This window comes from Leptothoe spongobia TAU-MAC 1115 (assembly GCF_018739885.1).
Lineage (GTDB): Bacteria > Cyanobacteriota > Cyanobacteriia > Phormidesmidales > Phormidesmidaceae > Leptothoe > Leptothoe spongobia.
The window spans coordinates 39554-66333 of sequence record NZ_JADOES010000005.1 but is presented as its reverse complement, the minus strand read 5'-3'; the positions used below and the strand labels follow the sequence as shown (position 1 = coordinate 66333).

General features: G+C 40.1%; 22 protein-coding genes and 1 pseudogene. 16 read left to right on the top strand and 7 right to left on the bottom strand.

What is annotated here, in order from left to right; translation table 11 throughout:
• Positions 1-292 precede the first annotated feature (292 nt).
• The 7 genes and pseudogenes from IXB50_RS04070 to IXB50_RS04040 all read left to right on the top strand — a co-directional run.
• Positions 293-691 (top strand): annotated as a pseudogene (locus IXB50_RS04070) (sugar nucleotidyltransferase); the annotation flags it as partial.
• 142 nt (positions 692-833) lie between these two features.
• Positions 834-2027: a DegT/DnrJ/EryC1/StrS family aminotransferase gene (locus tag IXB50_RS04065; RefSeq protein WP_215607663.1), complete on the top strand. Its 1194-nt coding sequence runs from the start codon at positions 834-836 to the stop codon at positions 2025-2027.
• Positions 2028-2078: 51 nt separating this feature from the next.
• On the top strand, positions 2079-3341 hold the full coding sequence (locus IXB50_RS04060) for a DegT/DnrJ/EryC1/StrS family aminotransferase (RefSeq protein ID WP_215607662.1): 1263 nt from the start codon (positions 2079-2081) through the stop codon (positions 3339-3341).
• The gene (locus IXB50_RS04055; RefSeq protein WP_215607661.1) at positions 3329-3907 is read left to right on the top strand and encodes an acyltransferase; all 579 of its coding nucleotides are present in this window, start codon (positions 3329-3331) and stop codon (positions 3905-3907) included. The genes IXB50_RS04060 and IXB50_RS04055 overlap by 13 nt, the downstream gene beginning before the upstream one ends.
• The gene (locus IXB50_RS04050) at positions 3861-4550 is read left to right on the top strand and encodes a class I SAM-dependent methyltransferase (protein ID WP_215607660.1); all 690 of its coding nucleotides are present in this window, start codon (positions 3861-3863) and stop codon (positions 4548-4550) included. Before IXB50_RS04055 ends, IXB50_RS04050 begins: the two co-directional genes overlap by 47 nt.
• Positions 4538-5986: an MOP flippase family protein gene (locus tag IXB50_RS04045; protein WP_246564077.1), complete on the top strand. Its 1449-nt coding sequence runs from the start codon at positions 4538-4540 to the stop codon at positions 5984-5986. Before IXB50_RS04050 ends, IXB50_RS04045 begins: the two co-directional genes overlap by 13 nt.
• Positions 5987-6095: 109 nt before the next feature.
• Positions 6096-7304, top strand: coding sequence for a glycosyltransferase (locus tag IXB50_RS04040; RefSeq protein WP_246564076.1), 1209 nt, complete (start codon positions 6096-6098; stop codon positions 7302-7304).
• 418 nt (positions 7305-7722) lie between these two features.
• Here IXB50_RS04040 and IXB50_RS04035 read toward each other — a convergent pair whose 3' ends face one another.
• Positions 7723-8271, bottom strand: coding sequence for a class I SAM-dependent methyltransferase (locus IXB50_RS04035; RefSeq protein WP_215607659.1), 549 nt, complete (start codon positions 8269-8271; stop codon positions 7723-7725).
• A gap of 1401 nt (positions 8272-9672) precedes the next feature.
• Between IXB50_RS04035 and IXB50_RS04030 the strand changes: the two genes are divergently transcribed.
• The 7 genes from IXB50_RS04030 (at position 9673) to IXB50_RS04000 (ending at position 17401) form a co-directional block, all read left to right on the top strand.
• A complete protein-coding gene (locus IXB50_RS04030) occupies positions 9673-10923 on the top strand; it encodes a glycosyltransferase (protein WP_215607658.1) in 1251 nt (416 codons plus the stop codon).
• Between the two features lie 50 nt (positions 10924-10973).
• Positions 10974-12443 (top strand): O-antigen ligase family protein, encoded by a 1470-nt coding sequence (locus IXB50_RS04025; RefSeq protein ID WP_215607657.1) that lies wholly within the window; start codon positions 10974-10976, stop codon positions 12441-12443.
• Positions 12444-12668: 225 nt separating this feature from the next.
• Entirely contained in the window at positions 12669-13388 is a 720-nt protein-coding gene (locus IXB50_RS04020; protein ID WP_215607656.1) for an FkbM family methyltransferase, read from the top strand.
• 57 nt (positions 13389-13445) lie between these two features.
• A complete protein-coding gene (locus IXB50_RS04015) occupies positions 13446-14258 on the top strand; it encodes a glycosyltransferase family 2 protein (RefSeq protein WP_215607655.1) in 813 nt (270 codons plus the stop codon).
• 58 nt (positions 14259-14316) lie between these two features.
• On the top strand, positions 14317-15003 hold the full coding sequence (locus IXB50_RS04010) for an acyltransferase (RefSeq protein WP_215607654.1): 687 nt from the start codon (positions 14317-14319) through the stop codon (positions 15001-15003).
• 93 nt (positions 15004-15096) lie between these two features.
• On the top strand, positions 15097-16293 hold the full coding sequence (locus tag IXB50_RS04005) for a glycosyltransferase (protein WP_215607653.1): 1197 nt from the start codon (positions 15097-15099) through the stop codon (positions 16291-16293).
• 127 nt (positions 16294-16420) lie between these two features.
• Complete coding sequence (locus IXB50_RS04000) at positions 16421-17401, top strand: SGNH/GDSL hydrolase family protein (protein ID WP_215607652.1); 981 nt, start codon at positions 16421-16423, stop codon at positions 17399-17401.
• A 47-nt stretch (positions 17402-17448) separates the two neighbouring features.
• On the opposite strand, the gene IXB50_RS03995 is transcribed toward IXB50_RS04000, so the two are convergent.
• The 5 genes from IXB50_RS03995 to IXB50_RS03975 all read right to left on the bottom strand — a co-directional run bounded on the left by IXB50_RS03995 (position 17449) and on the right by IXB50_RS03975 (position 21860).
• Entirely contained in the window at positions 17449-18195 is a 747-nt protein-coding gene (locus IXB50_RS03995) for an SDR family oxidoreductase (RefSeq protein ID WP_215607651.1), read from the bottom strand.
• 1 nt (position 18196) lies between these two features.
• Positions 18197-19375, bottom strand: a complete 1179-nt coding sequence (locus IXB50_RS03990; protein WP_407658788.1) for a low temperature requirement protein A — start codon at positions 19373-19375, stop codon at positions 18197-18199.
• A gap of 96 nt (positions 19376-19471) precedes the next feature.
• Positions 19472-20026 carry a hypothetical protein gene (locus IXB50_RS03985; RefSeq protein ID WP_215607649.1) on the bottom strand — a complete coding sequence of 185 codons (555 nt, stop codon included), beginning with the start codon at positions 20024-20026 and terminating at the stop codon, positions 19472-19474.
• A gap of 62 nt (positions 20027-20088) precedes the next feature.
• The gene (locus IXB50_RS03980) at positions 20089-20595 is read right to left on the bottom strand and encodes a GNAT family N-acetyltransferase (RefSeq protein ID WP_215607648.1); all 507 of its coding nucleotides are present in this window, start codon (positions 20593-20595) and stop codon (positions 20089-20091) included.
• 86 nt (positions 20596-20681) lie between these two features.
• Complete coding sequence (locus tag IXB50_RS03975; protein ID WP_215607647.1) at positions 20682-21860, bottom strand: glutamate--cysteine ligase; 1179 nt, start codon at positions 21858-21860, stop codon at positions 20682-20684.
• Positions 21861-22178: 318 nt separating this feature from the next.
• Between IXB50_RS03975 and IXB50_RS03970 the strand changes: the two genes are divergently transcribed.
• Both IXB50_RS03970 and IXB50_RS03965 read left to right on the top strand, forming a co-directional pair.
• Positions 22179-23108, top strand: coding sequence for a sucrase ferredoxin (locus IXB50_RS03970; RefSeq protein ID WP_215607646.1), 930 nt, complete (start codon positions 22179-22181; stop codon positions 23106-23108).
• Positions 23109-23330: 222 nt separating this feature from the next.
• Entirely contained in the window at positions 23331-23510 is a 180-nt protein-coding gene (locus tag IXB50_RS03965) for a hypothetical protein (RefSeq protein WP_215607645.1), read from the top strand.
• A 170-nt stretch (positions 23511-23680) separates the two neighbouring features.
• Here the strand turns inward: IXB50_RS03965 and IXB50_RS03960 are convergent, their stop codons facing one another.
• Positions 23681-26344 (bottom strand): bifunctional diguanylate cyclase/phosphodiesterase, encoded by a 2664-nt coding sequence (locus IXB50_RS03960; protein ID WP_215607644.1) that lies wholly within the window; start codon positions 26342-26344, stop codon positions 23681-23683.
• Positions 26345-26780: the final 436 nt, after the last annotated feature.

Below are 26780 nucleotides of genomic sequence, written 5' to 3'. Positions count from 1 at the left end.
CTTTTTTGAAGGCTTTATAACATAAAAGGAGACTGTCTTGACGATTCCCAAATCACTTGAATCTATCTTGTTAGAACAAACGAATAGTCACAGTGGTTCTATTGTATTAGGTAGGGTGGCTGTACTATTTAAGCTTGAATATGATAAACAATTCCCTCGCCATATTCTTGTTACTAATGTTATAAATTTTGTAAGGAAATGATGACTGGATTAAAAATAACCAAGCAAATAAAGCTGTATAAGAAACACGCAACTAGAATTTAAAATAAGTAAACTTCACCGATTCTAACAGATGAAAGGGGTTTTATTAGCTGGTGGTACTGGATCAAGGTTATATCCACTAACACAAGTCGTTAATAAGCAATTAATGCCAGTATATGACAAGCCGATGATTTACTATCCATTATCGGTTCTTATTGTAGCTGGAATTAGAGAAATCTTGGTAATCTCAACTCCCCATGATTTGCCTTTGTTTCGAAAACTTTTGGGTGATGGTAGTCAATGGGGGCTAAACCTTAACTGTAAAATACAAGCGACTCCAGATGGATTGGCTCAGGCTTTTATTTTAGGTAAAGATTTTATTGATAATCAGTCCGTTTGTTTAGCTCTTGGCGATAATTTATTGTACAGAAATGTCTTAGTTGAAATCTTGCAAAGAGTAGTCAAACTAAAGCGAGGGGGGCTCATTTATTTGTTAGAGCTTCTAGAAGATGATACTCCGATCAACCGACCTCTTGGTAAGGCTTCTCGGGCGAAAAATATTGACTTGAAGTTTCTGAATTGCTCACTGGCGTATTAACTCAAATTATTTTAATTCGCAGAGAGGATTGTATATGAAAGTTCCAGTTCTGTTGACACAACTTAATGGCCCCGTTCGAACAAAAGATGATTTTTTGGTTTTTGGTTCTCCCATGATTGAAGATGCTGAGATCCAAGAAGTTGTGAAAAGTCTCAAAAGTGGTTGGTTGGGGACAGGGCCTAAGGTTGCCCAATTTGAAAATGACTTCAAAGCTTACAAAAATGCTAGCTATGCAGTTGCCCTCAATTCTTGTACGGCAGCACTGCATCTAAGTATGTTGGCATCTGAGTTAGATCCAGGCGATGAGGTCATTACAACGCCACTGACCTTCTGTGCCACTGTTAATACCATTATTCATGCGGGAGCTAAACCGGTATTAGCTGATGTTGATCCAATGACGATGAATATCGATCCTGCACAGGTCGAGGCCAAAATAACCCCAAAAACAAAAGCAATTATTGCTGTTCATTTTGCTGGTCGTTCTTGTGATATGGATGCACTTTGTTTGATAGCTAAGCGCCATAACTTAAAGTTGATTGAAGACTGTGCCCATGCTATTGAAACGGAATATAAGGGTAGAAAAGCTGGCACATTGGGTGATTTTGGGTGTTTCAGCTTTTATGTGACTAAAAATATTGTCACTGGTGAAGGTGGCATGGTGCTTTGTCGTGAGGAAAGTGATGCTTCACGAATCAAGGTATTGGCTCTGCATGGTATGAGCAAAGATGCTTGGAAACGTTTTGGTGATGATGGCTATAAACATTATTATGTAACCGAGTGTGGATTTAAGTACAATATGATGGACCTGCAAGGGGCTATCGGTTTACATCAACTGAAGCGAGTTGATAAGTATTGGTATCGGAGACAAGAGATTTGGCATCGATATAATGATGCTTTTGCTGATTGGCCTATTGGGTTACCTGCTTCTCCAGAGATGAACACTCGTCATGCCTACCATTTATATACGGTTCTGATTGACGAGGCGAAGGTAGGGCTAAGTCGGGATGAGTTTCTCAATAGAATGACAGCTGAAAATATTGGTGTTGGTGTTCATTATTTGAGTATTCCTGAGCACCCTTATTACCAGCAAAAGTTTGGATGGGATATATCGAAATATCCTGTAGCTACGAAGATTGGTAGACAAACGGTAAGCTTGCCATTGTCTGCAAAACTTACAGAGAGCGATGTTGAAGATGTTATCAAAGCGGTCAAAAAGATTTTGAATTAGGTGCTTGATTAGGATGAAGCTAGCTATTTCACAAGAGTAATCTTAAGTAACTTGAAAAACACCCTTAAAGCAGAATATATAGAGATCAGGAGATTTTTGAAGGTTGGTAAAAACCAAGCTAGAAATCTTAAAAAGATTCTTTCAGGTGAGCCATTAGTGACGCCTTCATTAGTCTCAATGACTCTCGATTCAGATGATGTAAACCTGGCAAAAAAGCTTTTGGCAGATCGTGGGAAGTGGGACGATAGCAGCACAGTTGAAAGTTTTGAGAGTAAATTTGCTGCCTGGAATAGTTCAAAATATGCCTTGGCATTTATGGCTGGCAGAGTAGCTTTAAGTGCATGTATTTATGCTTTAGGACTACGGCCAGGAGATGAGGTAATTGTACCTGCTTATACATGTGTTGTTGTACCTAATGCTTTTAAGTTTGCCAGTGTAAAAGTGGTTTACTCTGATATCGAGCTTGATACTTATGGGCTTGATATAAATAGAATCGAGGCTCGCATTACTTCTAAAACACGTGCTATTTTATTACATCACCTTTATGGTTTGGTTTGCCGAGACTATCAAGCTATTGTCGATTTGGCAAAGCACTACAATCTAAAGGTGATTGAAGATTGTGCTCATTCAACAGGTGCTGAGTTTAGAGGTCAAAAAGTTGGAAATTTAGGTGATGTTGCTTTTTATAGTAGTGAACATTCAAAAATTTTCACTACTATTCAGGGCGGTATTGCTACTACAAATAACCCAGAATTAGCAACAAAACTAGAGGAATACTATCAACAAGTACCTTATCCAAAGGTAGGTTGGCTTGATAAGCAGTTACACAATGTTATTTTAGATTTTTATAAGTTTAAACATCCTCAGCGTTGGTGGTTAGGAGATATTTGGGATTTGAGATATGGCCATAAACAGCTAATCTCAACAACACTCGAAGAAACTAAAGGTATTCGCCCTAAGCATTATGGCCAAAAGATGGCAGCACCATTAGCTGCTATTGGTTCAAATCAGCTTTTAAAGATTGATAGCTACAATGACCGTAGAAGGAAATATGCTAAACGTTGGGATTACTGGTGTGAAGAACATGGTTACAGAAAGCCCACCGTGATTCAAGATTCTATTCCAGTATATTTACGATATCCAATATTAGTAGAACCTGAAAAAAAAAGGAACACTACCTGGGCTTACAAAAAGTTGGGCGTAATTCCTGGTGTTTGGTTTCGTACAAATATTCATCCTTCACAGACAGTTGAGGGCTTTCCAAATGCTGATAAGGCTGTTGAATGTTGCATAAACTTTCCATGCTTAAACTAATAGCTCAGAAATGCAAACTAATAATAGATTTCTTCTTGGGATTTATTGAGGCTTTTATTAGAGGAAATCATTCTGAATTAGCCGTCTGCCTAAGGCGAATAGTTTATAAAACTGAATGTTTTATAGATACAAACGTATTAATAACCAATAAAAATAACTTTAAATCTGGCAATAAAAGTTGCCTTTATCATGCTTGCTATATCTTAAATACACATGGCACTTTTAGTATTGGAGATAACTCGCACTTAGCAGCCTTTTGTTATGTCAACGTTTGCCATGGAACAGTATCGATTGGAAATGATGTCGCTATCGGGCCTGGCACTAAAGTTATTGCTTATTCTAACCATTATAACTTTGGGAAAAAAGTGACTGAAGAACGAGTAATCAAAAATATAGTTATTAAAAATAATGTATTTATTGGTGCCAATTGTACTATTTTACCAGGGAGCATTATTAATGAAAATGTAGTGGTTGGAGCAGGGGCAATTATAAAAGGTGCGCTTGAAGCAAACTCTATCTATGCTGGTGTACCTTGCAAGAAAATTAAAAGCAGTTGGTATGAGTAATTATAATTTTCTTATTCATAAAATCAACGAAAAGATTGTCAAATCCTTACCTTATGAAGGATTAGTTGTAGATCTTGGATGTGGAACAGCTCCCTACAAACGTCACATACTCAGTGTTGCAAAACAATATGTAGGAGTTGATTGGGAAAATAGTCTGCATGATCAGACTCATGTTGATGTCTTTGCTAACCTTTGTGAAAGACTACCCTTTGATTCTAATTACGCTGACACGGTTACTTCTTTTCAGGTTCTTGAACATTTGCCAGAACCTAGCCTTTTTCTGTCAGAATGTTTTCGTATTCTCAAGCCTCAAGGCAAAATATTTATAACTGTCCCATTTATGTGGCATGTTCACGAGGAGCCCTATGATTATTTTCGCTACACACGCTACGGCTTAGAGTATCTCCTACAAAAAAATGGGTTTGTTGAAATAGAAATCACCGAAAACACAGGCTTTTGGCAGACGTGGATTCTTAAATTCAACTACCATACGATGCGGTTTTCTACTGGTTTTTTGAAGTCTTTTTGGATTCCTGTTTGGTGGTTAGGACAAACCATTGCACCGATCTTGGATAAGCATGATAGGCATCCGCAAGAAACAGCGAGCTATACTATTTCAGCGAAAAAATTATGCTGTCTCTAAGGGAAAAAGCAACATCTGGTATTAAGTGGTCTGCTATCTCCCAAGTGGGGCGACAAGTTATGCAATTTTTTACGACTGCTGTGTTAGCTAGGTTACTGTCGCCGGATGATTTTGGCTTATTAGGGATGGCTACAATAGTAATTGGCTTTGTGAATCTCTTTAAAGATTTGGGGACATCATCTGCAATCATTCAAAAAAGTGAGATTTCTGATTCTCTTGTCCACAGTATTTTTTGGGTTAACGTGGCCTTTGGTATCGCAGGAACCCTTGTGTTGCTACTGGTCGCACCTTTGATAGCTGCCTTTTATTCAGAGCCTAGACTAATCCCTGTTCTAAGATTACTATCCCTGACCTTTGGAATTTCTGGCCTTAGCATTTTGCAAAAGGCACTTTTAGAAAAAGATTTAGCTTTTAACGCCTTGGCTAAAATTGAACTAGCTGCTGTCGTACTAGGTGCACTGATAGGAATTGGCATGGCGTTTATGGGGCTTGGAGTGTGGAGTTTGGTATATCAAGCTATTGTGGTTGCCGGCGTGACTACTTTGCTAACTTTGGGGGCAATCCGATGGCGGCCAAAACTGTTTTTCTCTTTGAAAGATATACAGCAAGTTAGTAGTTATAGTCTAAATTTAACTGGTTTTAACATCTTTAATTTTTTTGCTAGAAATGCAGACTATCTATTGATTGGCAAATTTTTAGGTACTGAGGCATTGGGCTATTACACGCTTGCTTATCGCCTGATGCTTTACCCTCTACAAAATATTTCTACAGTGATTACCCGTGTAATGTTTCCTACATTTGTTCAAATCCAAAATGACAATGTTCGATTTAAGCAGGCTTACCTCAAAGTGGTATCCACTATTGCCTTAGTCACATTTCCAATGATGATGGGGCTTTTAGTGCTTTCAGAGCCATTTGTCATGACGTTTTTTGGAGATAAATGGCAACCTGTTATTCTACTTCTGATGATTTTATCCCCTGTAGGACTGCTGCAGTCAATTGTGACAACAGTAGGGACTATCTACACGGCAAAAGGTCGTACAGACTGGATGTTTATCTGGGGAGTTGGTTCAGGTTTAGTGGTTACTACTGCAATTGCAATTGGTTTGAGATGGGATATTATCGGAGTGGCCACTGCCTATGCCATTGCAGTGGCTGTACTTTCCTATCACAACTTTGCGATTCCATTTCAGTTGATAGAGTTACGTGTGCGTAACATGCTGAGAGTACTTTGGCGACCTTTTATGGTGAGCATATGTATGCTTGCTGTCTTGGTGGGACTAAAGATGTGGATCCTGCCTGTAACGTTTGCTCCCTCAGTTGTATTAGCAGTTCTTGTGGTTAGTGGATTAACTTCTTATCTATTAGCCAGTTGGTTACTAAATCAAGAACAAATGAGTAGTTTGTTAACAACTTTTGGATGCCAGAAAAATTGAAACTATACATTAGAACAATCGAATGATATGAAGAGTAGTCACTGCCTAATTGGCTATTGCTAATAAAGTTATTTTGAAACTCTTAGATCTTTTATAGTCACATTGAATAATGATTAGCTTTGCCATGAAAAATACTAATAAAGCTGTGATATCTAATAAAAAAACTATTCAAGTGTGTCATTCTCATCAGCAATGGCTGAATCTGACTGAAAACTGGCTATATAACCAGGTTGTTTATCTACCTCCAAATATTAATAATGCTGTGCTGTGTGACAGACGTCTGAATAGTGAAACATTCTCTATCCCATATATCTACTCTTTTTCGGAGGTGCCCAAGTGGAGATATTTTTGGGATAAGGGATTAAGAAAACTGGGATTCAGAAACTATCTTGGGTATTTCAAAGAGATTGCTCAAAAACTAGATGTCGATATAATTCACTCGCATTTCGGCCCCCGAGCGTGGGAGAATCTATCGATAGTTAAGCATTGTGATGCAAAGCATCTAGTGACTTTCTATGGGCTGGATGTCAACTATTTGCCGCGTCAGAATCCTGAATGGCTTGATCGCTATCAGAAGGTCTTTCAAGAGATTGATGGTGTGCTATGTGAGGGCTCTTACATGGCTAGGTGTATTGTTAAGATGGGATGCCCAAAGGAAAAGATTCGGGTGCATCATTTAGGAGTTGTACTCGACAAAATTCCTTTTCGACCTAGAAACTGGATACCTGGTGAAACCTTAAATATATTGATAGTTGCTTCTTTTCGTGAGAAAAAAGGTATCCAGTTTGCGATTAAAGCATTAGGTGAATTTCAACATAAACAAGATATCAAAATAACGATTATTGGAGACTCAAGTTCTGATGTTCGGAGCCAAGAAGAAAAGCGAAAAATACTTTCTCTTATTGATGACTATAAACTAACTGAAAAAGTTAACTTCCTCGGTTTTCAGCCCCATGATGTATTGATGGCAGAGGCATATAAAAATCATATCTTTTTATCACCCAGCGTCACTGCAGAGAACGGTGATACTGAAGGTGGTGCACCAGTTTCCATTATTGAAATGATTGCGTCAGGTATGCCAGTTGTGAGTACTGAACACTGCGATATTCCTGAGGTTGCCTTTAATCGGTGTCGAAGTTTTTTAGCTAAGGAAAGGGATGTTGATGGTTTAGTAACTCATTTGACTTGGCTTGTCAAAAATCTAGAGCAATGGTCTGAAGTATTGCTAGAAGGACGTCGATATATTGAGGATGAATATGATGCAAAAGTGCAAGGTAAAAGGTTAGGCAATATATATATCGACTTATTAAACCGATAATCAAATAGACTGTATTGTCTATGTAGACATTTTGAAATAAAAGCTTTAGGCTGAAACCTTATGCTTCTATTGCATTATTGGAGTAATTGCTGCTTGTTCCCAACTATCAAAAAACAGTTACTGAATCTCCTTCAGCAACTCGACTTTCTGATTAATTTGCAATCAAAACAATTGGACCAGTAGGATAATCTAACCGGGGAAACACCGATGCGTGAAGTACACATGCAAAACTGATCTAAGTAGGTTGACCTAATCATTTATAAGATAGAAGAGCGAAAATAGGTCTCCTCGTATATCCCCCAAACCCCAAATTTTGAGGGTTTTGAGTCTAGCCTCCCCCAGGATTTGGGGACGGAAGGGAGCCTCGGTATCTGAAGCCTAATTTGGATAACCTACTTAGCTGTAGTTTATCTGTTTGTTACTTTTTTCTACAGTAGTAGATCGCACCGGTAGCCTTTCTATTGCCCATACCTTGTCTCTCGATTTCATCAGTGCTTAAGAAATCTTCTGGAGAGAATACAGAGACATTGAAACCTGCTTCTTCAAGGCGATTTTTATAATCAGGGCCATAATTTCGAACATGATCAGGTTGACCAAAAAGACGTGTTCGCTCATCAGGATCGGTAATTGAAGGATCTTCGTACGTCACGTCAGCAACTATTGGCACGTTAAGTACTGCCCAGCCAGATGGCCGTAGCACACGGAAAAATTCACGCATTGCCTTGCGATCATCAGGGACATGTTCAAAAACATGTGAACAATAGATGATATCAAAGCTGTTTTCAGGATGTTGTATATTGGTGATGTCCATCTTCTCCATAACATCTGTAGCCATTAAGTCGGCAGTGAGATAACCGTTTCCAATAGCCTCAGAAAAGATTTTCTTAAATGCATGCTCGGGTGCGACATGCAGAAGATGCTTGGCTTGGCCGTCGAACAGATTGGTTTTCTCACGAAAAAAAAACATTGCGAGTCTGTGGCGCTCAAGAGAATAGCAAAACGGACATCGTGCGTCCGATCTCAAATGGACACCAGCTGGTAGAAACTTGTTTGAGTTGTTATTGCAAACGATGCAATAACGTTGCCCTCCAAAGTATAGAATCTGCTTTGCGAACAATTTTAATTTCGTCTTTAAGGTCATGTTGTCGTACTCTGTAACTTACAATTCAACGTCAGATTCTCTGGACAAAATCCATATCTCTGGATTTTATTCAATATTTTCGTCTGGCAAAGCCCCTATTCAGAGAACTCATATCGAATTCTTCTGGTATAGCTCCGAAAAAGTAGACTCTTATCCAGCTATCCAGTGCTTTTAGCAGCTATATTAAACCAATCAAACAGATTACATTGTCTGTCTAGGCCCGATGAAATAGAAGCTTTAAACTGAAATCTCATAGTTCTATTTAATTGACGAAGCAATATACCTTCATTAACTCTCAACAGTTAGATATTTAGCCGAAAAATGGCTCTTAAAAATTATCCTAAGCGAGATCAAGAATCAATCTTTTCAACTATAAGAGGAGAGCATTATACAGAAGGATGTACTCATTATGAGTAATTTGCAACCTGCTTAAAGTTAGCTTCTAAGCAATCCAATGAAGATTTAAGGTAATGGTCATTGGCGAATTAGGTTCTGATATTCGCTAGTCAGGAAGAGAAGCAAAAAGTTTGTTCTAATTGATTAGTATAGCTTCACATCGAGAGTAAATTTTCTTGACTTTCAATCCAATAATATATTTATGTCAAAGTTAATCAAAAAATGTCTTTTGATTAACTAAAATTACTGCTGAGAATGATGATACTGAAGATAGTGTACTAGTTTCTAGTCTTGTGTAAGGTATGTCTGTTGTGAGTACACAGAACTACAATATTTCTGAGATTCTCTTTGATCGGTGTAGAAGTTTTTGAGCTGAGGAAAAATAACCTGATAGTTTAGCAAATCAGGTTATTGGGTTGAAAATTTCGAGTAATGGTCTGAAGTTTTAATAGAAGGGGAGCAGTATATTGCAAATGAATATAATGCAGGGTTCAGGAAATGAGATTAAGTAATATATATTTTGATTTACTGTAGCCAATCTAACTTAGAAGACAGATAATAATCGATGCTATGCATTTTGCTGAGCCTCAATGATTATTGAGATTTACGGCTTATGTGAGTTGAAAGCTGAAATGCCCTAGATACGTCAGAATTCTTTGACTTCTTGATTTGAGTGCTAACTGAAACCCTTTATATACAAGGGCTCAATTTAACTCACATAATGTGTGGTTTTTCATTTCATATCCAATCTAATTGGCAGATTGATATATCATCTGATCCGAAAACAAAAAAATGACGACAAATAAATTTTCTACTTTAAAGAGTGTCTATATGAAAGTCTTGCACCTCAGCACTGGAGATCTTGGCGGCGGAGCGTTTCGAGGTACTTATTGGTTACATCAAGGATTGTTGAGAAAAGGAATTGATTCAAAAATTCTCGTTAGCAATAAACTTAGTGATGATTCCACTATTATAAAAAATTCTCAGAATACTTTTTTGAGTAAATTGGACCAAGTGAGGAGTTCTTTTGATGAACTATCCTTAGCTTTCTACCAGAATAGATTACGAGAAAGATTTTCACCTGCCTATACATCTTCTTTTAAGCTCAAAGAGACTATCAGTAAAATACAACCTGATATTGTTCATCTTCATTGGATTAATGGTGGTTTTTTAAACCCAGAAATGATAGGTGGCTTGAATATACCTACTGTTTGGACATTACGGGATATGTGGCCATTTTCTGGTGGATGTCATTATGCTGGAGAGTGTAATAAATATCTTGAATCTTGTGGAAAATGTCCTATACTGCGGTCTAAATCGGAAAACGATATTTCTAGAAATCTGTGGAGTAGGAAGAAGAAAGCATGGCAAAACTCTAACATCAGAGTAGTTGCAATTAGTAATTGGTTAGCTGATTGTGCTAGAGCAAGTAGTCTATTTAGAAATCAACAAATAGTTGTTATTCATAATGCAGTAGATGAGAAAAAATTCAGACCTATGTCTAGAGATTTTTCCCGGGAAGCTTTAGCTCTTCCACCAAATAAAAAAATCATCGCTTTCGGTGCAATTAATCCATTAAGGAATAAGAAAAAAGGATTCCAGTATTTAGCTAAAGCTTTGAAAAGATTATCCAATGAGAACTTCAAAGACTCTCTAGAAGTGTTAATCTTTGGCTCTTCCAAACCAGAACAGGAGGTTGATATAGGTTTTAAAATTAATTACTTAGGAAGATTGCACGATGATGTCACCCTCTCACTAGTATATTCAGCTGCTGATGTAATGGTTGTACCTTCTATTCAAGAAGGATTTGGAAAAACAGCTATTGAAGCTATGGCTTGTGCTACGCCAGTTATATCTTTTGATTCTACAGGCTTAAAAGATATAGTTGAGCATAAATTGACTGGTTATCGTGCCGAGTGCTTTAGTGTAGATGATCTTGCTTATGGAATAAGCTGGATATTGCATGATGAGCAACATTTGATAGCTCTATCACGCCAAGCTCGTGAGTCAGTAGAGAAAAAATTTACAATTACCAAACAAGTTGATAAATATCATCAACTCTATAAAGAATTAATTTCTTGAAGATTTTTTAGAGCAATTGCATCGATACTAATCTATCTATAATATCTACAATGAATAATCTATCTATACGTTTACTTCGTTTATCTATATATACTAGTCCATTAATGGCCTTTTCTTTTTTTGCTGCGGGGAAAGGTCTTATTCAACCGTCACTATTTTTAATTATTGCGGCGTTCCTTTTTAATTATATTCCTAGTAAGAAAAAGATTTCACTGAAACAGTCATTGGGAAGTAATAGTTCATTACAGATGATATTTTTATTTCTATTTATAATCACTATATCTACAATAACTAGTTTTCTTGTACCTGGATTCAATTTTGTTTCTCTGTATAAGTCTATTGGAGTTCTGGTTTCACTAATTGCATTTTTAGGTGTTTATTCTATTATTTCATACTTTAATGAAGGTCCTGAAATTGCGAAGACATTCATAAGGGATTTTATTACAGTTTCAACTGTCATCTCAATTTTGGTGGTAGTTGAGTTCTTATTTGTAAAATTGACTGGTAGAAACTATTTTTATTACCTTATTAAAGGAGTTCATGATTATCTACCTTATCCATCCATTCCTTGGAAAGATATATCAATCCACGATAGGTATAAAGGTATTTTAACCGAGCCTGGGGATGTTGGAAACTACATTATTCCTGCTTTTTCAGCTTTACTATCAAAGTTTTTCTTCTGTAGTCAACGAAGAACTAAGATAACAACTGGCTTGATACTACTTTTGTATGGTTATGCAATATTTTTGTCAGCATCAGTAACGAGTATATTTCTATTATTAATTATTTTTCTTCTTGTTATATTTAGAAATAGAGTTTTTTATTCGTTTAAAGAGTTTTTGATCGTTTTTTCTATGGTTTCAGTCTCCTTTTATTTCTCTTTGAGCTTTGCTCTAGATCTAGCCTTGAAATATAAAAATATTTTCCATGTATCAATTGCCTCAAGGATTGAAGATTTGGCTAATTTTTTTATCACTCAACAGTATGATAATTACTCTAATCTAAGTGTTCAGGTTATATTAAATTCATATAATTCAACTGTAGTTGCACTTCAGAAAAATCCACTTTTTGGAACTGGTTTGGGTAATTTCTCGATTTCATACGATCTTGCAGCATCTGCTAATTTTATTGAGACTAGACTTAATTCAAATGATGGTTACTCGATGCTTTTAAGGATGTTGGCTGAAGTAGGGGTTTTAGGTTTAGTTGTTTTTATTTTTATTTTTTCGACTAGATTTTCGCAAGGAAGAAAATTCCTAAAGAGATTGAAAGGTACGTTTAGGATGCTTTCAAATACTTCTGAAAAATATAAACAAGTTTCAAAAATTTACTCAGAGCTAGAACAGCATTCTCTGATGATAAATGCTGCGGTGATTGCTTGTCTTTTAAATGCACTCTTGAATTATCCAACATATTGGAATGTTGTTCTGCCAATGCTGCTAGGCTCATGCTATAAGCTTTCCTACAGTAAGACTGTAGCTTTTGATATTGATAAAAAGCTTGAGCAGCTTAAGATATAAGATATCAATTTTCTGCTTTTTGAAGTTTTCCTGGAGTTCTTTAGATACATGTGTATATCTATTAGAAATGCATTCAGTATCGCTTAGAGAGTTGAAACTTATAGTGACTACTGTGCTTTGAGAAAGATAGTTGTTATGTGCATAGGTTTCTAATCAGTGTTTAGCAAGCCTTCCAATAACTGAATCTGATATTATTTGCTCTGTTTGCTTGGTTGAAATGCTCCCATGAAGACTCTATTTAGAAAAGCCTTGAGGCGTATAGGATACGATTTTATTAGTTTTTCGCCCCGAGCATCTTCTCAAGCACGTTTACAGTATTTTGTTAAATATTTAAAGGTTGATCTTGTTCTTGATGTGGGCGCAAATACTGGGCAATATGCTCAGTATTTGCGGGAGTTAGAATATAAAGGTCGAATTATCTCATTTGAGCCGCTCTCATCTGCCCATAAATCTTTAGTTAAAGCTAGTACTGGTGATGCTAACTGGGAAGTTGCTCCTAGGTTTGCTTTAGCCAATGAAGATGGAGAGCTTATAATAAATGTGTCTGAAAATAGCCAAAGTAGCTCGGCTTTAAATCTTGAAGATATTCATATAAAGCATTTCCCTAAATCAGCGTATATCTCTACAGAGAAAGTTTTGATGAGAAGACTAGATAATCTTGTTAGAGAGTCTTTTCTTTCTAATGAAAAGTCTATTTTTCTGAAAATTGACGTACAAGGATTTGAAGATAAGGTCCTAGAAGGAAGTAAGAGGATATTGGACATTGTTTCTGGGATTCAAGTAGAGCTTTCAATGGTTCCTTTATATGAAAATGAGATGCCTTATCAGGATATGATTCGTTATTTAGGTGCTTTAGGCTATGAATTATATGCCTTATCTCCAGTAGTTTGTGAACCGGAAAGTGGCAAAATTCTTCAGATGGATGGCTTATTTGTTAGGACGTAAGTCTGTTTCTTCAGGCTAAAGCTTTTTACTTTTGTATTTCCTTGACTGAATCTGAATATGCGTGTCTCAGTAGTAACTATTTCATTTAATCAGGCTGATTTTTTAGAAAAAGCTATTCTATCTGTATTAGATCAAGATTATGGTGATCTTGAATATATTGTTGTTGATCCTGGTTCTACCGATGGAAGTAGAGATATCATTGAAAAATATTCTTCAAGAATATCTAAAGTTGTCTTAGAGCCTGATAAAGGACCAGCTGATGGCTTGAATAAAGGCTTTCAAGTGGCCACAGGAGATATTCTAGGTTTTCTTAACTCAGATGACTTATTATTGCCTGGTGCAGTTACTAAAGTTGTAAATGCTTTTAAAGAAAATCGTTCAATTGATGTGATTTCAGGCCATACAACTATTATTGATGAATCTGACAATATCCTCAGGCTAAGTTATTCCGATAATTATAGTGCGATCAAAGCTGCATATAAGGCTGCATACTTGATGCAACCATCGACATTCTTTAAGGCTGATAAATTTCTATCTGTAGGTGGATTCAACCCAAATAATCGTTCTAATTGGGATGGTGAGCTTTGGCTAGATCTTTATCAGTCAGGCGCATCTTTCTTAGTAATCAATAAATTCTTGAGCAGCTATAGACTGACAGGGTCTAGCATTACAGGCTCTAAGAAAATAGACGATTTAATCAAAGAATTCAATAGAAGAAGATTTGAGAAGGTTTTACGTAGAAGCCCTAGCTATTTCGATATTCCTATTTTTTGGTTATTTAAGTTAATTAGATTTTTTACAAATCCTGGTAACTTTTATCAAAAAATTCTGAATGGAAAAGTTTATGGTCGTAAGGTGGTAACGTCTTAGATCATAGATATTTTATGTATGCTTTAAGATGCCTTAGCCGCATTTCGATATCTTCCCTATGACTGTAGAGTCACAGAAAAAAAGATTGTTAATCTTTGCTGTTAGTTCAATACTACCCTGGTTTCTACGTCGCATTTTTCTAGAGAAATTTTTGGGATATAAACTACATCCAAGTAGCAGGATTGGACTTTCTGTAGTTATTCCCAAAATGTTAACGATGGAAGCAAATGCAAAGATAGGTGACTTTACAGTTTGTAAAAGCTTAGACCTTTTAGTGATGGAAGAAAAATCATCAATTGGTAGGTTTAATCTAGTTACGGGACATCCAAAGTCTAGTAGTAAATCATTTGTTAATGAACCCGCAAGAGAGTCATCTCTTGTGCTTAAACCTTACTCTGCAGTAACTCATCGTCATTTATTAGACTGCACTAATAAAGTTACCTTGGGCCAATATTCGATACTTGCAGGATATGCTTCACAGTTGCTAACGCATAGTATAGATCTTGAAAAATGTGTCCAGGCGTCTCAGGGTATAGAGATAGGTGATTATTGCCTTATTGGTTCGTGTAGTGTGCTTCTGCCAGGTTCTCAGTTGCCTGATTTTTCAGTGCTAGGAGCCAAAGCACTCTTAAATAAAAAATATTCTGATAGCTATCATTTATATGCAGGAGTTCCTGCAAAGCCTGTAAAAGTTTTATCTGAGGAACTCGCATACTTTACTCGAAAAGAAGGTTATATCAGGTAGTTCTTTATTTTTTAGGTTGATATTGATTTAGTCTTGCCGTGAATGAAGTACTCTCATTTAGAGAGCCCACTTTAGCTTTCAGTACTTGGACCTATGAAAGTTCTACATGTTATTCCATCCGTTAGCCCTAGTCTAGGTGGTCCAACTCATGTTGTACTTAATCTAGTTAAAGCTCTTATCACAAAAGGTATTGATGCAGAGATTGTTACTACAAATGATGATCGAGATGATGTTCTCGATGTACCTACTAGACAAAGAGTTATCCACAAAGGTGTCCCAGTTTGGTTCTTACCACGTTTCTCCCCCCCTCTTAAGGAATTTATTTTTTCACCCGCATTATTCCAATGGTTGTGGAAAAATGCACCTGACTATGATGTGATTCACAGTCATTATCTATTTTCTTTTGCGCCTACTTGTGCAGGTATAACTGCACGACAAAATGATGTTCCTTACATTGTAAGACCGTTGGGGCAGCTGAGTCCTTGGGCACTTAAGCAAAGTCAGACAAAAAAACGAATCTATTCTTTTTTATTTGAAGAGCATAACCTTAGGTCTGCTGCTGCTATTCATTGCACATCCACGGGAGAGGTGGAAGATGTGAAAAAGATTGGCATCCAAACATCAACAGCTACTATTCCACTTGGTGTTGATGTTCCTGCTGTAATACCTGATGCCACTCGTCAGCTTTACCAAGTTTACGAAATACCTAATGGACGTTTCACGCTACTTTTCCTTTCAAGAATACATTATAAAAAACGCCCAGAATTACTTTTGCAAGTTGTACATCAGCTAGTCTATAGAGGTAAAGATATTCACTTGCTATTAGCAGGCACAGGTGAAAAAGATTATATTGGTAAGTTAAAAGATTTAGTAAGCTCTCTTAATCTAAATGGCCGTGTTACATTTACTGGATTTGTTCAAGGGCGAGATAAGGATTTGTTACTTCAAGGAGTAAACGCATTCGTTCTGCCATCTTTTTCAGAGAATTTTGGTGTTGCTGTTGCGGAAGCTTTAGTATCAGGATTGCCAGTAATTACAACGCCAGGTGTTCAAATTTCACCGGAAATTGCCTCTGCCAAAGCTGGTCTAATTGTAGAAGGAGAAGAAGACTATCTAAGTCAGGCAATAGAAAAGTTAATGAGTGACCCTGAGTTGCAAAAAGAATTTAGTAAAAATGGCAAGAAGCTAGCCCAGCAGCGTTACAGTTGGGATGTAATCGCTGAGCAATTAATAAATGTTTATGAGATAGTCATTGAGAATCATTGTTTGCCAAAAGATATAGTTTTTTAGTGGTGAATTATTTTATGGTCTCTTCCCAAATGCTTTAAACTATGTCCAGAAACCGACAAAATAAAATAATCTGTGTTTCTGTGTTTCTGTTTAGTATTAACTTTCTAAGTTGAAGAATGTTTCCTATATGCGTAAATGCTACATTTTAGTTGCCTTTTTGCTGTGTGCATCATTAGGTATTGAAATTGCTCTGCGTAAATCTCTTGGGTTAGCTTCGCCTGCATTGTCAGTTGCAGACCAGCAAACCGGTTATCGCTTTAAGCCAAATCAGAGGATTTTTCGTTTTGGTAAATATATCGAGTACAATCAATACTCGCAGCGTTCTGAGGCCATTGCAGAAGATAAAACAACTAAGGCTTTTCGAGTTCTGATGACAGGAGATTCTGTCCTTAACGGAGGTAATCCAACTGATCAAGCAGATATCCTGACAGAAAAATTAGAACAGAAGATATCTGCTAATGGAGTTGACACTGTAGAAGTGCTCAATGCCTCTGCAGGGTCTTGGGGGATTGGTAATCAGGCAGGATACATCGAAAAATTTGGTCTCTTTGATAGTGATATTGTTATTTTACAAATTGGGTCTCATGATCTAGTTCAACCTACAAGTACTAGTGACGTCGTCGGTCGATCTACTCATCCAGATAAGAAACCTTTACTAGCAATTCAAGAACTTCTAGTCAGGTATCTTTGGCCACGAGTAATAACTACCCTCAAACTAAATCAGTCTAAAGGAAAATTGGCTGAGGAGATCCCAACAACTGAAACCATTGATCGCCAGTTTCAACAAAATATGGCATCTCTAACAGCTATCGATAACTTTATAGATGCATCTCAGATGCCGACTTTTGTGTTGTTTATACCTTCTCGTAAGGATTTAATACCTGAATTTTCAGAGCCCGATTATAAGGCAGAATTTCTAGAAGTTTTGGAAGAACTTGAAATTTCTGTTATAGATGTACACCAGGCTTGGTCTTCATTGCCTGATTCGACGGTTGATTCCTATTTTCGAGATAAGGTACACCTTAATCCTCTAGGTAATGAAGCTGTTGCTAGTTTAGTTTTTCAAAAACTGTGTGCAACAGATTTATCCATGTCTTGCAAATTCTAGACTTGATAAACTGAGACCAAAAGTATTCTAGATGGCCGATGCTATGGCTATCGTCCCCCGGCCACCTCAATAAATGTGCCAGTTGTATAGGAAGCTTCGCTGGAGAGCAACCATAGGATTGCTTGAGCGACTTCCCTGGGTTGACCGCCTCGTTTCATGGGAAGAAATTCTTTAACCCGATCAACCCGATTGGGCTCGCCGCCATCGGCATGGATATCTGTATAGATAAAGCCTGGCCGCACGGCATTTACACGAATTTTTTCTTCAGCTACTTCTTTGGCCAAACCGATAGTCATGGCATCAATGGCAGCCTTAGACGCTGCATAGTCTACATATTCTCCCGGTGCTCCCAGACGAGCGGCGACCGAAGAGACATTTACGATCGCACCCCCTGAACCACCATGTTTGGTAGACATGCGTTTTACTGCTTCTCGCGCACAGAGAAAGGAGCCAGTAACGTTGGCTGCGAATACTCGATTTAGGCGAGCGGCGTCAAGGTTTTCTACTCGCATTTGTTGTTCTAGAATGCCTGCATTGTTGACCAGGGCCGTGATTGGACCAAGCTGGTTGTCTACTGCTTTGAAGAGTTTGATGACATCGGATTCGATGGCTATGTCGGCTGCGATCGCAACCCCTTTCCCCCCTTGTTGCCGGATCGTCTCCACAACAGCATCAGCTGCCTGACGATTCCGGTGATAGTTCACGCACACCGCATAACCCCGCTCTGCCGCCAGGCAAGCAGTCGCCGCTCCAATGCCACGACTGCCTCCCGTGATCACAATGATAGGGTCCATCCTATGCTCCTGTTAAAGTTGCGGGTTTACCCTGGTACAGATCCAGACCAACTTGCACAATTCCCATCAGGGCCACAAAACTCATCACACCAATGGGAGAGAGAGCCGTGCCCACTAGAGCAACTCCCAACATAGCCGCCATCCCCACCAGCCGATGCCGGGTGCGGGCCTTACACATAAAGATCACACCCATGCGATGCAGGACTGCCAGTGATGCATAACATAGGGCGACTGAACCACATAATAACCAACGCGCAGAAGAGGGTAAGACAGCGGTTTCTCCTGCTGCAAGAATGCCTTTTTCGACACCGATGCCGGTCGCAGCAAGACCCACAACCAGGGGTAAATGAATGTAGAGCCAAAGCTGTAGAATCTGGACCCGGCCAGAGGTACGGGCGGTTTCTAGGGCAGAGCCGGAGACGTTTTCAAAGTAGAGCCACCAGAGGGAAAATGCAGTAGTGAAACCTGCGATCGCACACAAGGTACTCGCTAATCCCCAATGCATTTCCGACACCCCATTAACCACGGCAATAATCGCCTCTCCCAGCACAATAATTGTAAACAGTCCAAACCGCTCAGGCAGATGTTCTGGATGGGGTGGAAACTGCTGAATCATGTTTCTCGCTGTTAGGGGAGTCACAAAATCGATGGCCATGCCCATTGCCCACAGTACAAACCGTAGTGACAGCGGCACAAAGGCAGAAACCAGCCATAACAGTCCACCCAGACTAAATCCCAACGCGTATCGATTCGTTAACCCCCGTGCTTTTGGGATATGCCAGCCAGCACATAGATATTCCAACACTAATAGAAATCTAGAAGCTGTATAGGCCAAAGCGAAACTACCAGAACTCTCACCTAACCCATGGTGAACGTTTACCGCCAGGGCTGCCACGGCCAGCATCTGTAACCCCATCAAAATTCGCCGCGCCAGGTCGTCGCTATCAAATCGGTTGGCATAAAATGTGGTGCCAATCCACACCCACCATAGGGGGACAAACAGGGTGGTAAAATCTAAGAATCCCTTGACCGATACATCTGCGCTGAGCATATGCGCCAGCTGGGAAACTGCTACCACAAAAACCAGATCGTAAAACAGTTCTAACCAGGTAGCATGGCGAGGTTGTTCGTCTGCGGTTTCACCCACCCAGAGACGAGGGGGCTGGAGCCAGGGTTTCATCATGGCAGGTCAACTCAAAACATACTGAGACTATATATGAGCATAGTAGAGCTGATTTATCCAGATTTGTACCTCACTTAAAGAGATACCCCACCCTCAGTAGCCAAATCTACTACGGATTTTTTGCGAGCTATGTTGCAGCTTGTCAAGAATTCTCTTGACATAGGGTTTTTCCAGTTCAGGAATGCCTGCGGCTGTGGTATCAAACACCCCAATTTCTGCCCGTAAGAATTTACCGATAACAATCTGTATATTTCTTATTTCTATCCACTGCTCTAGCGGTATGGAGCTGTCGTGATATTGCTCTAACGTATCAATCAGGTAGTTGTGATAGCCCCACACTATCTGGGCTGTAGTGGGTGTTAGTAAGATTGCATGGGTAGAGATCCAATCATCATAATGATGTTGAAATTCAATCAGCTGTTGCTTATGGGGAGAACCGTATTCGATCCTGTGGTTGAATTGATTTAGGGCTTTGAATAGAACTGGATAGACCTCTAGACGTTTGTCAAATAAGGAGGTTGTGTAGGTTTGCTCTAATTGTTTTGTCAGTTTACGGAATTCGGTGCGGGCTTGATATACCGCGATGAGGGAAGATGCTGCTAGGGTAATTAGGCCCGATATAATTGCTATTACCAGTTCCGACTGCATAATTTTTGCCTATATCTTGTCCTGTATTAGGGTTAAGGACTGAAGCTAACATAACTCGAACATTAGCTATTTTCCAAATGAGACCAGTCATCACGGCTGAGTCGATAAACAAGACAATCATCAGTTCCAAAAGCACGACGTTCGACAAATCGAAAACCGAGTCGTTCATAGAATCGGTGGGCATGGATATTGCTGGCTAGCGGATCGATCAATATAGCCGTCACAGCTAGATCAGCAAAACAGCGAATAAAGGCAAGCTGCATCATTTGGGTTCCATAGCCTTTCCCCAGGTCAGAGGCTTCGCCAATCCAAATGTCGATGGCCCGCAAGTTTGTAGAAATATCTCCCCAATAATGGCTATCCTCACGGGCTGGATCAATGATCTGGATAAACCCGATCGGTCGCCCGTCCAGTTCAGCAATTAGCTGTTCTCGCCAATCAGGGGTGCGGAGTAGCTCGATTTCCCATTCCCAGTCACTATCAGGATCAGATGCAAGAATATGGGGCTGTTGATCCCAGTAGCGGAGCAGTTCTAAATCGTCAGGGGTGGCAGTACGCAAGACAATCATGGGTCTACCTCCAAGGGTTTGCCAGGGTAAGGGCCTTATACTTCTATTGTTTTAGCGTAAATAGCTTGACCTTACCCTGGGCTGGATCAAGCCTGAGGGATTAGCCGATTCTTCTTAATTGCAGCATATTCTGTGGTATAGCCCTGGCTCAGAAGGTTGACCAAATCTACCCCAGATCGCCAGCGATCGCACATGACCTGGGCCGGTGTTGTCTTTTGCTGAGCAAACTGCCACAGCGGTTGCAATCGTTCTCTTTCATCAGCTTCTGATAACGCTCGGTCGGCTGCTGCTAAAAGCCTGAGGGCCTGATCGCGTAGCTCAGGATCCTGAAACCCATGGATTGCAGCGTGCTGGTGCATCACCGCATCGGGCACCAAGGCTGCACCTGGCAAAGTTTGATCTAACACAATGCCCTTGAGTAATGCCAAAAGGCTGCCATAGAGTTCAAAATCACCGCAGCTATCGCAGGCTTTAAATTCAATCCTCCCCACTTCGGCAGGCAGACGCGCAATTTTGGTGAGGGAAGGAGAACTAGAAATCAGCTCTTCAGGATGTTCGACAAACACCATGGCAGCCGGTCGTCGTCCGGTGCGTAGATGGGTGCGCACCGACAGACCTGACCACAGTTGTTGCCCATAGAACGGTGAACTAAAGCTAAAGGGAACAATGGCAGGACTGTAATAGGTCAGTTTTTTACCAGCCTGGATGAGGGCCTTGGTGGATAAACCCTGGATCGAAAAATTTAGATCGGGTCCATAGGTCATCATGGGAATATGGGCCGTTTGCTTTTCGGGAGAGGCTTCCCGCCGCTGGGCTTCAAAATGATTTAGGGGAGGTTCCGGGACAAATCTTTTGTGAATGGGATTAAAGCTAGTCAATACCGGTAATAAGCCAGCGGGAAGTGCCACCTCAGAAAGCTGGGCAAAACTCTCTCGCAGTTCTTGTACGGCTCCAGTCATGGTGGGCTGGAGTGTGGTGCGAATTTCAATCCCCTTGGGCATACAGCCTATCAGGTTGCCTGTTTCAGAAAAACGTTCATAGCCTTCGATATACCAGCGCTTGCGTTTAATACCGGCATCGCCAATGCGCAGTTGTGGATAGTCGGAGGCATACTCAGGCAGTTGGGCAATTAAACGATCAAATCGTTGAAACGAAGTATTAGAAAAATCAGCAAACTGATCCGTTTGCTGATCCCAAAAGGCCACCTCATGTTCTAAGCCAAATCGATAACAACCCACCGGTTCACTGGTAGATAGATAACTCATTTTAATACACCCTTATCTGCAAACGCTTCTGATAATTGATCTCAGAAGTTGAATCAGGTTATCTCAAAAGTGAAACTTAATATCAATAGTGGTGCAAAATTGAAATTATTATTTTTACGATGCCACAGGGTTAAACCTCCATCTAATAAGAGATTTTAGACTAAAAAATCTAATAAACAGGGTTTATGAACACCAAGAAGTTACTTTTTATACATGGCATCTTTAATGAAAATAGTTATCATTAGATGGGGCTCAATTTGCCCTACATGTTTCCAGAGCATATTGACTGGATATTTTGGCGAACAAGGCGAATAATCAATGAATACGGCGACGCTGACTCAATCTAAATCCCTCATTGGTACGGCAGTCCCGGCTGATACCTTTGTCCTATTGGAAACTCCACACCCCTGGGATAAGCCAGCCCTGTTGTCCCCAGGTATACCTGAATCTGTTAGGCAGGTGATTAGACCATGGTTAGCAGCGGGTGTCCGGGTTCATCTGATTGCCCATGAGCAAACGCCCAATCAAAAGCGGCGACGTATCCTACTGTTTCGACGATCCGCCCGGCCTCATCAAGGACAGTTTGGGCAGCTATTGGGGGGATACAAGGCTTGGGAAATTCAGGTGGATAGTCCAGCTAATATGGCTCCAGCTCTGGACGGGTTCTTGAAAGGTGAGCCGGTTGGGCAGCCAGCACACTCTGGCCAACGACATTTGATGGTGTGCACCCATGCTAGTCATAATGAATGCTGTGGCATATATGGTTATCCGTTTTATCAGGATGCGATCGCGGCTATCCAAACCCTAAACCTGACCCAGCAAGTTCAGCCTTGGCAAATCAGCCACATTGGCGGCCACCGATTTGCCCCTACGTTAATTGATTTTCCCCAGGGTCGTTACTACGGCAACCTTAATCAGGAGTCCCTGTTGTGCCTGCTCCAACAGCAGGGGGATATTGAACTCCTGCTTGCCACCTATCGCGGTTGGAGTCTGTTGCCTAAGCCACTCCAGATTTTAGAAAGGGAGCTTTTACGACAATATCAATGGGAATGGTTTCAGGGAAAAGCTAGTGGGCAGATTCTGAAACAAAACCAGGGGCATGTATGGGCTGAGCTGTGGTTTGAATCGTCCCAGTCCTCTTTACGGCGATATACAGCTGAGCTGAAAAACAATACACTGCTGAGTTATCAGCTTGAATCTGAAAAACGAGCTGGGTTTACACCGTTAACTCATCGTAAAACGAGATAATGCTGCGATGAGAAGCGTGTTTTCTTCTTCAGTTATTTAATATCTCATCTTCTATGAGAGAAGTCTCAGCAAACTAATGCAAATCTGTCATGGACTTCTAATCAATCCCTCAGCCTACAGCGGCTGAATATCGGTAACTTAGTAGAGGGATAGATAAAGCGTTGAACACAGCGTTTTGTTTTTGTTAATTGTTACCCATTCTAGTTTTTTGAGGTTATTACCATGGAAGACCAAACTAAGAACAATCAGGCTGACGAGCAAATTTCTGACGAACAGCTAGCAGACGTTTCTGGTGGCAACAGTTTACACAAGACTCGTTTGGATCATTTAGATAACCAATCCAAGAGTGTTAAAGATATCCAGGAGACACGTTTAGATCACCTAGATAACCAATCTAAATAGCCATCGTTTAGCCTATTCAAAGTAAAGGATTGCATTGAATAGGCTTGATGTCTTTATCAAGGTGATTAAAGTTTGTTCAGGCCTCCAAACTTCTTGGTTTGGGGGCTTTTTAAGCTTGCTACCTATAAAATCTGTTGAGATGCAATCTAGTGAGCAGATTACCCCAGTGATTACCTAGAATAAGACCACATGCTGCTTCCATGGACAACATTATTATTCAGAAGTTTTGCTATTTCATCGGGGCTGACAGGCGTACTAAACAGATATCCCTGTACAGTCTCACAACCAAATTTTTGGAGCGTATGACATTGTTCTTCGGTTTCCACCCCTTCAGCAATGATTTTATGCTCTAGATTGCGACACATTTCTATCATAGAGCCAATCAAGATTTTTGATTTATTGTCAATAAGCATGTCATTGATGAAGTATTTATCGATTTTCAGACAATCAACCGTAAGATGTTTGAGCGATGCAAACGATGAGTAGCCTGTGCCAAAATCATCGATTGCCAGTAACACCCCTAGATCTTTCAACTCTCGAAAAATGGAAAGATTCTGTTGATCCGTCTGGACAATACTCTCAGTAACCTCCAGTTCTAGCTCAGATGGTACCATTCCTGTCTCATCAAGCACACGTTTAATTAATGACACAAGATCCTTATCAAGGAAATGGACTGGAGAAATATTAACCGCCATGCGAATTGCAGGTAAACCTGCCTGCTTCCAAGCAACCGCTTGATTGCAGGCTGTTCTTAACACCCATTCAGTGAGGGGCTTAATCATACCTATCCTTTCGGCTGTGGCAATAAATTCAGTGGGTGAAATCTGACCTAATCGTGGATGATGCCAGCGTGACAATGCTTCAACACCGATAATGTTACCAGTCAGTATCTGAACCTGGGGTTGATAAACCAATGATAACTGCTGTTTTTCGACCGCCTCTCTTAAACTTTGCTCTACGCGAAACCGATACTCTGCTTTCTCAGTTAGCTCCGGCTTATAGAACGCATACTGATTTTTTCCGCGTTCCTTGGCTGCATAAAGGGACGTATCAGCTGCTTTTATTAATGTGGAGAGATCTTGCCCGTCATCAGGATAGTGGGCAATCCCAATGCTACAAGCTGGAGTGAATTTTCTTCCCGATAACTCGATTGGTTTTGATATTACATCAAGACACCGTTGAGCCACGTGGGCAGCAGCATGATCATCCTCTAAATCATTCACGAGAATACAGAATTCGTCACCACTCAGACGAGCAACAAAATCAATGTCACGAGCCACATTTTGCAGTCGCTTCGCAATCTCCTGGAGCAGGAAGTCTCCAGCATCATGCCCCAGACTGTCATTCACACTCTTAAAATTATCTAAATCGATATATAGAAGACCAAAACGAGATGTGTTTCGGTCAGAACATTTGATTGATGATTCAAGGTTTTGATAGAAGTGAGCACGACTGGCAACCCCTGTTAAGTCATCGATATAGGCTAGTTCTCGTATCCGTTTCTGAGCGTGGTCTCGCTCCATTACAATGCCAGCTAGCCTTGCTGCAGACTTAAGATCGTTTGACTCCTCTTCATTTGGTAGAGCCGGGTGGTTGTAATACATCCCAAATGCACCTAATACCATTCCCGAGGAGTTTTTAATTGGTTCAGACCAACAGCAACGCATGCCATGGGGAAGAGCCACATGTTTAATTTTGGCCCATTTAGGATCTGTTTCAATATTCTCAACCAGAACACGCTTGCCGGTATAAGTCGATGTGCCACATGAGCCTACATTAGGGCCATTTTTTAAGCCATGAACAGCATCGCAGTATTCCTTTGGTAGACTGGGAGCTCCTCCATGCATGAGTCGACCATCTTGTAACTCAAGCATGGAACATCGCAGTCCAGGATGACGCCCTTCATACATTAATGCAATTTCTGGATAGATTTCCGATGCTGGTTTCCCGGTTGCGATCATCTCCAGAATTTCGGCATTTTTGTCATCAAATGACTCTACTTTCTTGCGGGCTGTTATATCAACGTGGGTTCCTACCAAGCGAACGGCTTTGCCGTCAGAATCACGATGTACAAGAAATGCACGGGACAGCACAAAAACGTCATGTCCCGCTTTATGCTGCATACGCATTTCAACATCAAATGAGTTAGCTTTACCAGAAACATAATCTTGAACCATTTTCAAGACTATATCTTTATCATCTGGATGAACCAGGCTTTGCCAAGTGTTCAAATTATCAGTCAGTTCATCATTTTCATACCCCAACATGCTTTTCCAGCGCGGTGAATAATAGACTTCATTGGTTTCAAAGTTCCAGTCCCAAAGCCCGTCATTGGCTCCGCGCATAGCTAGAGAAAACCGTTCTTCACTTTTCTGAAGTTTTTCCTCTGATGCTCTACGAGCAGTAACATTGTGTCCAATGCCTAGTATGCCGATCAGCTTCCCATTATCGTCATACATGGGAAGCCTGCTTATTTCAAGAAGTTCGCGGTGTCCATCCTTGGCAAAGGTGGTCCATTCTTCGCTTATTGATGGAGCTCCTTTCAGCATTACGGCTGCATCATGCTCGTGAAACAAATCTGCCAACCTAGCATTCACAAAGTCATTGTCGGTTTTGTCCCGTATTTCTTGTTCAGAAGCTCCGAAAAAATCTTCAAAACGCTGATTGCACGCTAGATAGACACCATCAGGATCTTTTAGCCATATGAGATCTGGTAGAGTGTGAATGATTGTGCTGTAAAGTTCGATTTTCCTTCGAAGTCCTCGTGGACTTTGTTTCACAGCAAAAATTTCCTTACAGCTGATGGCTGGGGCCGATTTAATCTCACATCTCATAACAAGTTACTATATGTCCAGCGTTGAGACACTTTTCAGGTTATATATATAGTAAGGGTTGGAGCCATAATCAGAATTCGTACTTTAGCTGAATAACAATCATCAGTAATTGTAAGTTCCGCGTGAACTATCTGTAAGTCTACGCATAAATACTGAGATCCTAGGCTGGGAATTTTTGGCATAAGGTTTGGATAGCTATCTTTCTAGATAACTATCCAAACCTTATTATGCAGGCTGCAAATTTTACCACTATCGTGGCATTCAAACTATTTAATTATACTATCTCTTAATGTCCAACGGAAAAGCGTTAAGTACTGTTTCCATCGGGAACTAAGCGGACTAACGGCTATGGGAGCGCTGACCGTAGACAATCTGGTCAGCTTTGTGGCAGACAAATCGGTGGAGTGACACCAAAAAACGACTGAAGAACAGCCTG

Bases quoted from the DNA above. Each gene is read 5' to 3' on its own strand.
- IXB50_RS04065 (WP_215607663.1), top strand. From the start codon at position 834: ATGAAAGTTCCAGTTCTGTTGACACAACTTAATGGCCCCGTTCGAACA.
- IXB50_RS04055 (WP_215607661.1), top strand. From the start codon at position 3,329: ATGCTTAAACTAATAGCTCAGAAATGCAAACTAATAATAGATTTCTTC.
- IXB50_RS04050 (WP_215607660.1), top strand. From the start codon at position 3,861: ATGCTGGTGTACCTTGCAAGAAAATTAAAAGCAGTTGGTATGAGTAAT.
- IXB50_RS04045 (WP_246564077.1), top strand. From the start codon at position 4,538: ATGCTGTCTCTAAGGGAAAAAGCAACATCTGGTATTAAGTGGTCTGCT.
- IXB50_RS04040 (WP_246564076.1), top strand. From the start codon at position 6,096: ATGATTAGCTTTGCCATGAAAAATACTAATAAAGCTGTGATATCTAAT.
- IXB50_RS04035 (WP_215607659.1), bottom strand. From the start codon at position 8,271: ATGTTTTTTTTTCGTGAGAAAACCAATCTGTTCGACGGCCAAGCCAAG.
- IXB50_RS04030 (WP_215607658.1), top strand. From the start codon at position 9,673: ATGAAAGTCTTGCACCTCAGCACTGGAGATCTTGGCGGCGGAGCGTTT.
- IXB50_RS04025 (WP_215607657.1), top strand. From the start codon at position 10,974: ATGAATAATCTATCTATACGTTTACTTCGTTTATCTATATATACTAGT.
- IXB50_RS04020 (WP_215607656.1), top strand. From the start codon at position 12,669: ATGAAGACTCTATTTAGAAAAGCCTTGAGGCGTATAGGATACGATTTT.
- IXB50_RS04015 (WP_215607655.1), top strand. From the start codon at position 13,446: ATGCGTGTCTCAGTAGTAACTATTTCATTTAATCAGGCTGATTTTTTA.
- IXB50_RS04010 (WP_215607654.1), top strand. From the start codon at position 14,317: ATGACTGTAGAGTCACAGAAAAAAAGATTGTTAATCTTTGCTGTTAGT.
- IXB50_RS04005 (WP_215607653.1), top strand. From the start codon at position 15,097: ATGAAAGTTCTACATGTTATTCCATCCGTTAGCCCTAGTCTAGGTGGT.
- IXB50_RS04000 (WP_215607652.1), top strand. From the start codon at position 16,421: ATGCGTAAATGCTACATTTTAGTTGCCTTTTTGCTGTGTGCATCATTA.
- IXB50_RS03995 (WP_215607651.1), bottom strand. From the start codon at position 18,195: ATGGACCCTATCATTGTGATCACGGGAGGCAGTCGTGGCATTGGAGCG.
- IXB50_RS03990 (WP_407658788.1), bottom strand. From the start codon at position 19,375: ATGAAACCCTGGCTCCAGCCCCCTCGTCTCTGGGTGGGTGAAACCGCA.
- IXB50_RS03985 (WP_215607649.1), bottom strand. From the start codon at position 20,026: ATGCAGTCGGAACTGGTAATAGCAATTATATCGGGCCTAATTACCCTA.
- IXB50_RS03980 (WP_215607648.1), bottom strand. From the start codon at position 20,595: ATGATTGTCTTGCGTACTGCCACCCCTGACGATTTAGAACTGCTCCGC.
- IXB50_RS03975 (WP_215607647.1), bottom strand. From the start codon at position 21,860: ATGAGTTATCTATCTACCAGTGAACCGGTGGGTTGTTATCGATTTGGC.
- IXB50_RS03970 (WP_215607646.1), top strand. From the start codon at position 22,179: ATGAATACGGCGACGCTGACTCAATCTAAATCCCTCATTGGTACGGCA.
- IXB50_RS03965 (WP_215607645.1), top strand. From the start codon at position 23,331: ATGGAAGACCAAACTAAGAACAATCAGGCTGACGAGCAAATTTCTGAC.
- IXB50_RS03960 (WP_215607644.1), bottom strand. From the start codon at position 26,344: ATGAGATGTGAGATTAAATCGGCCCCAGCCATCAGCTGTAAGGAAATT.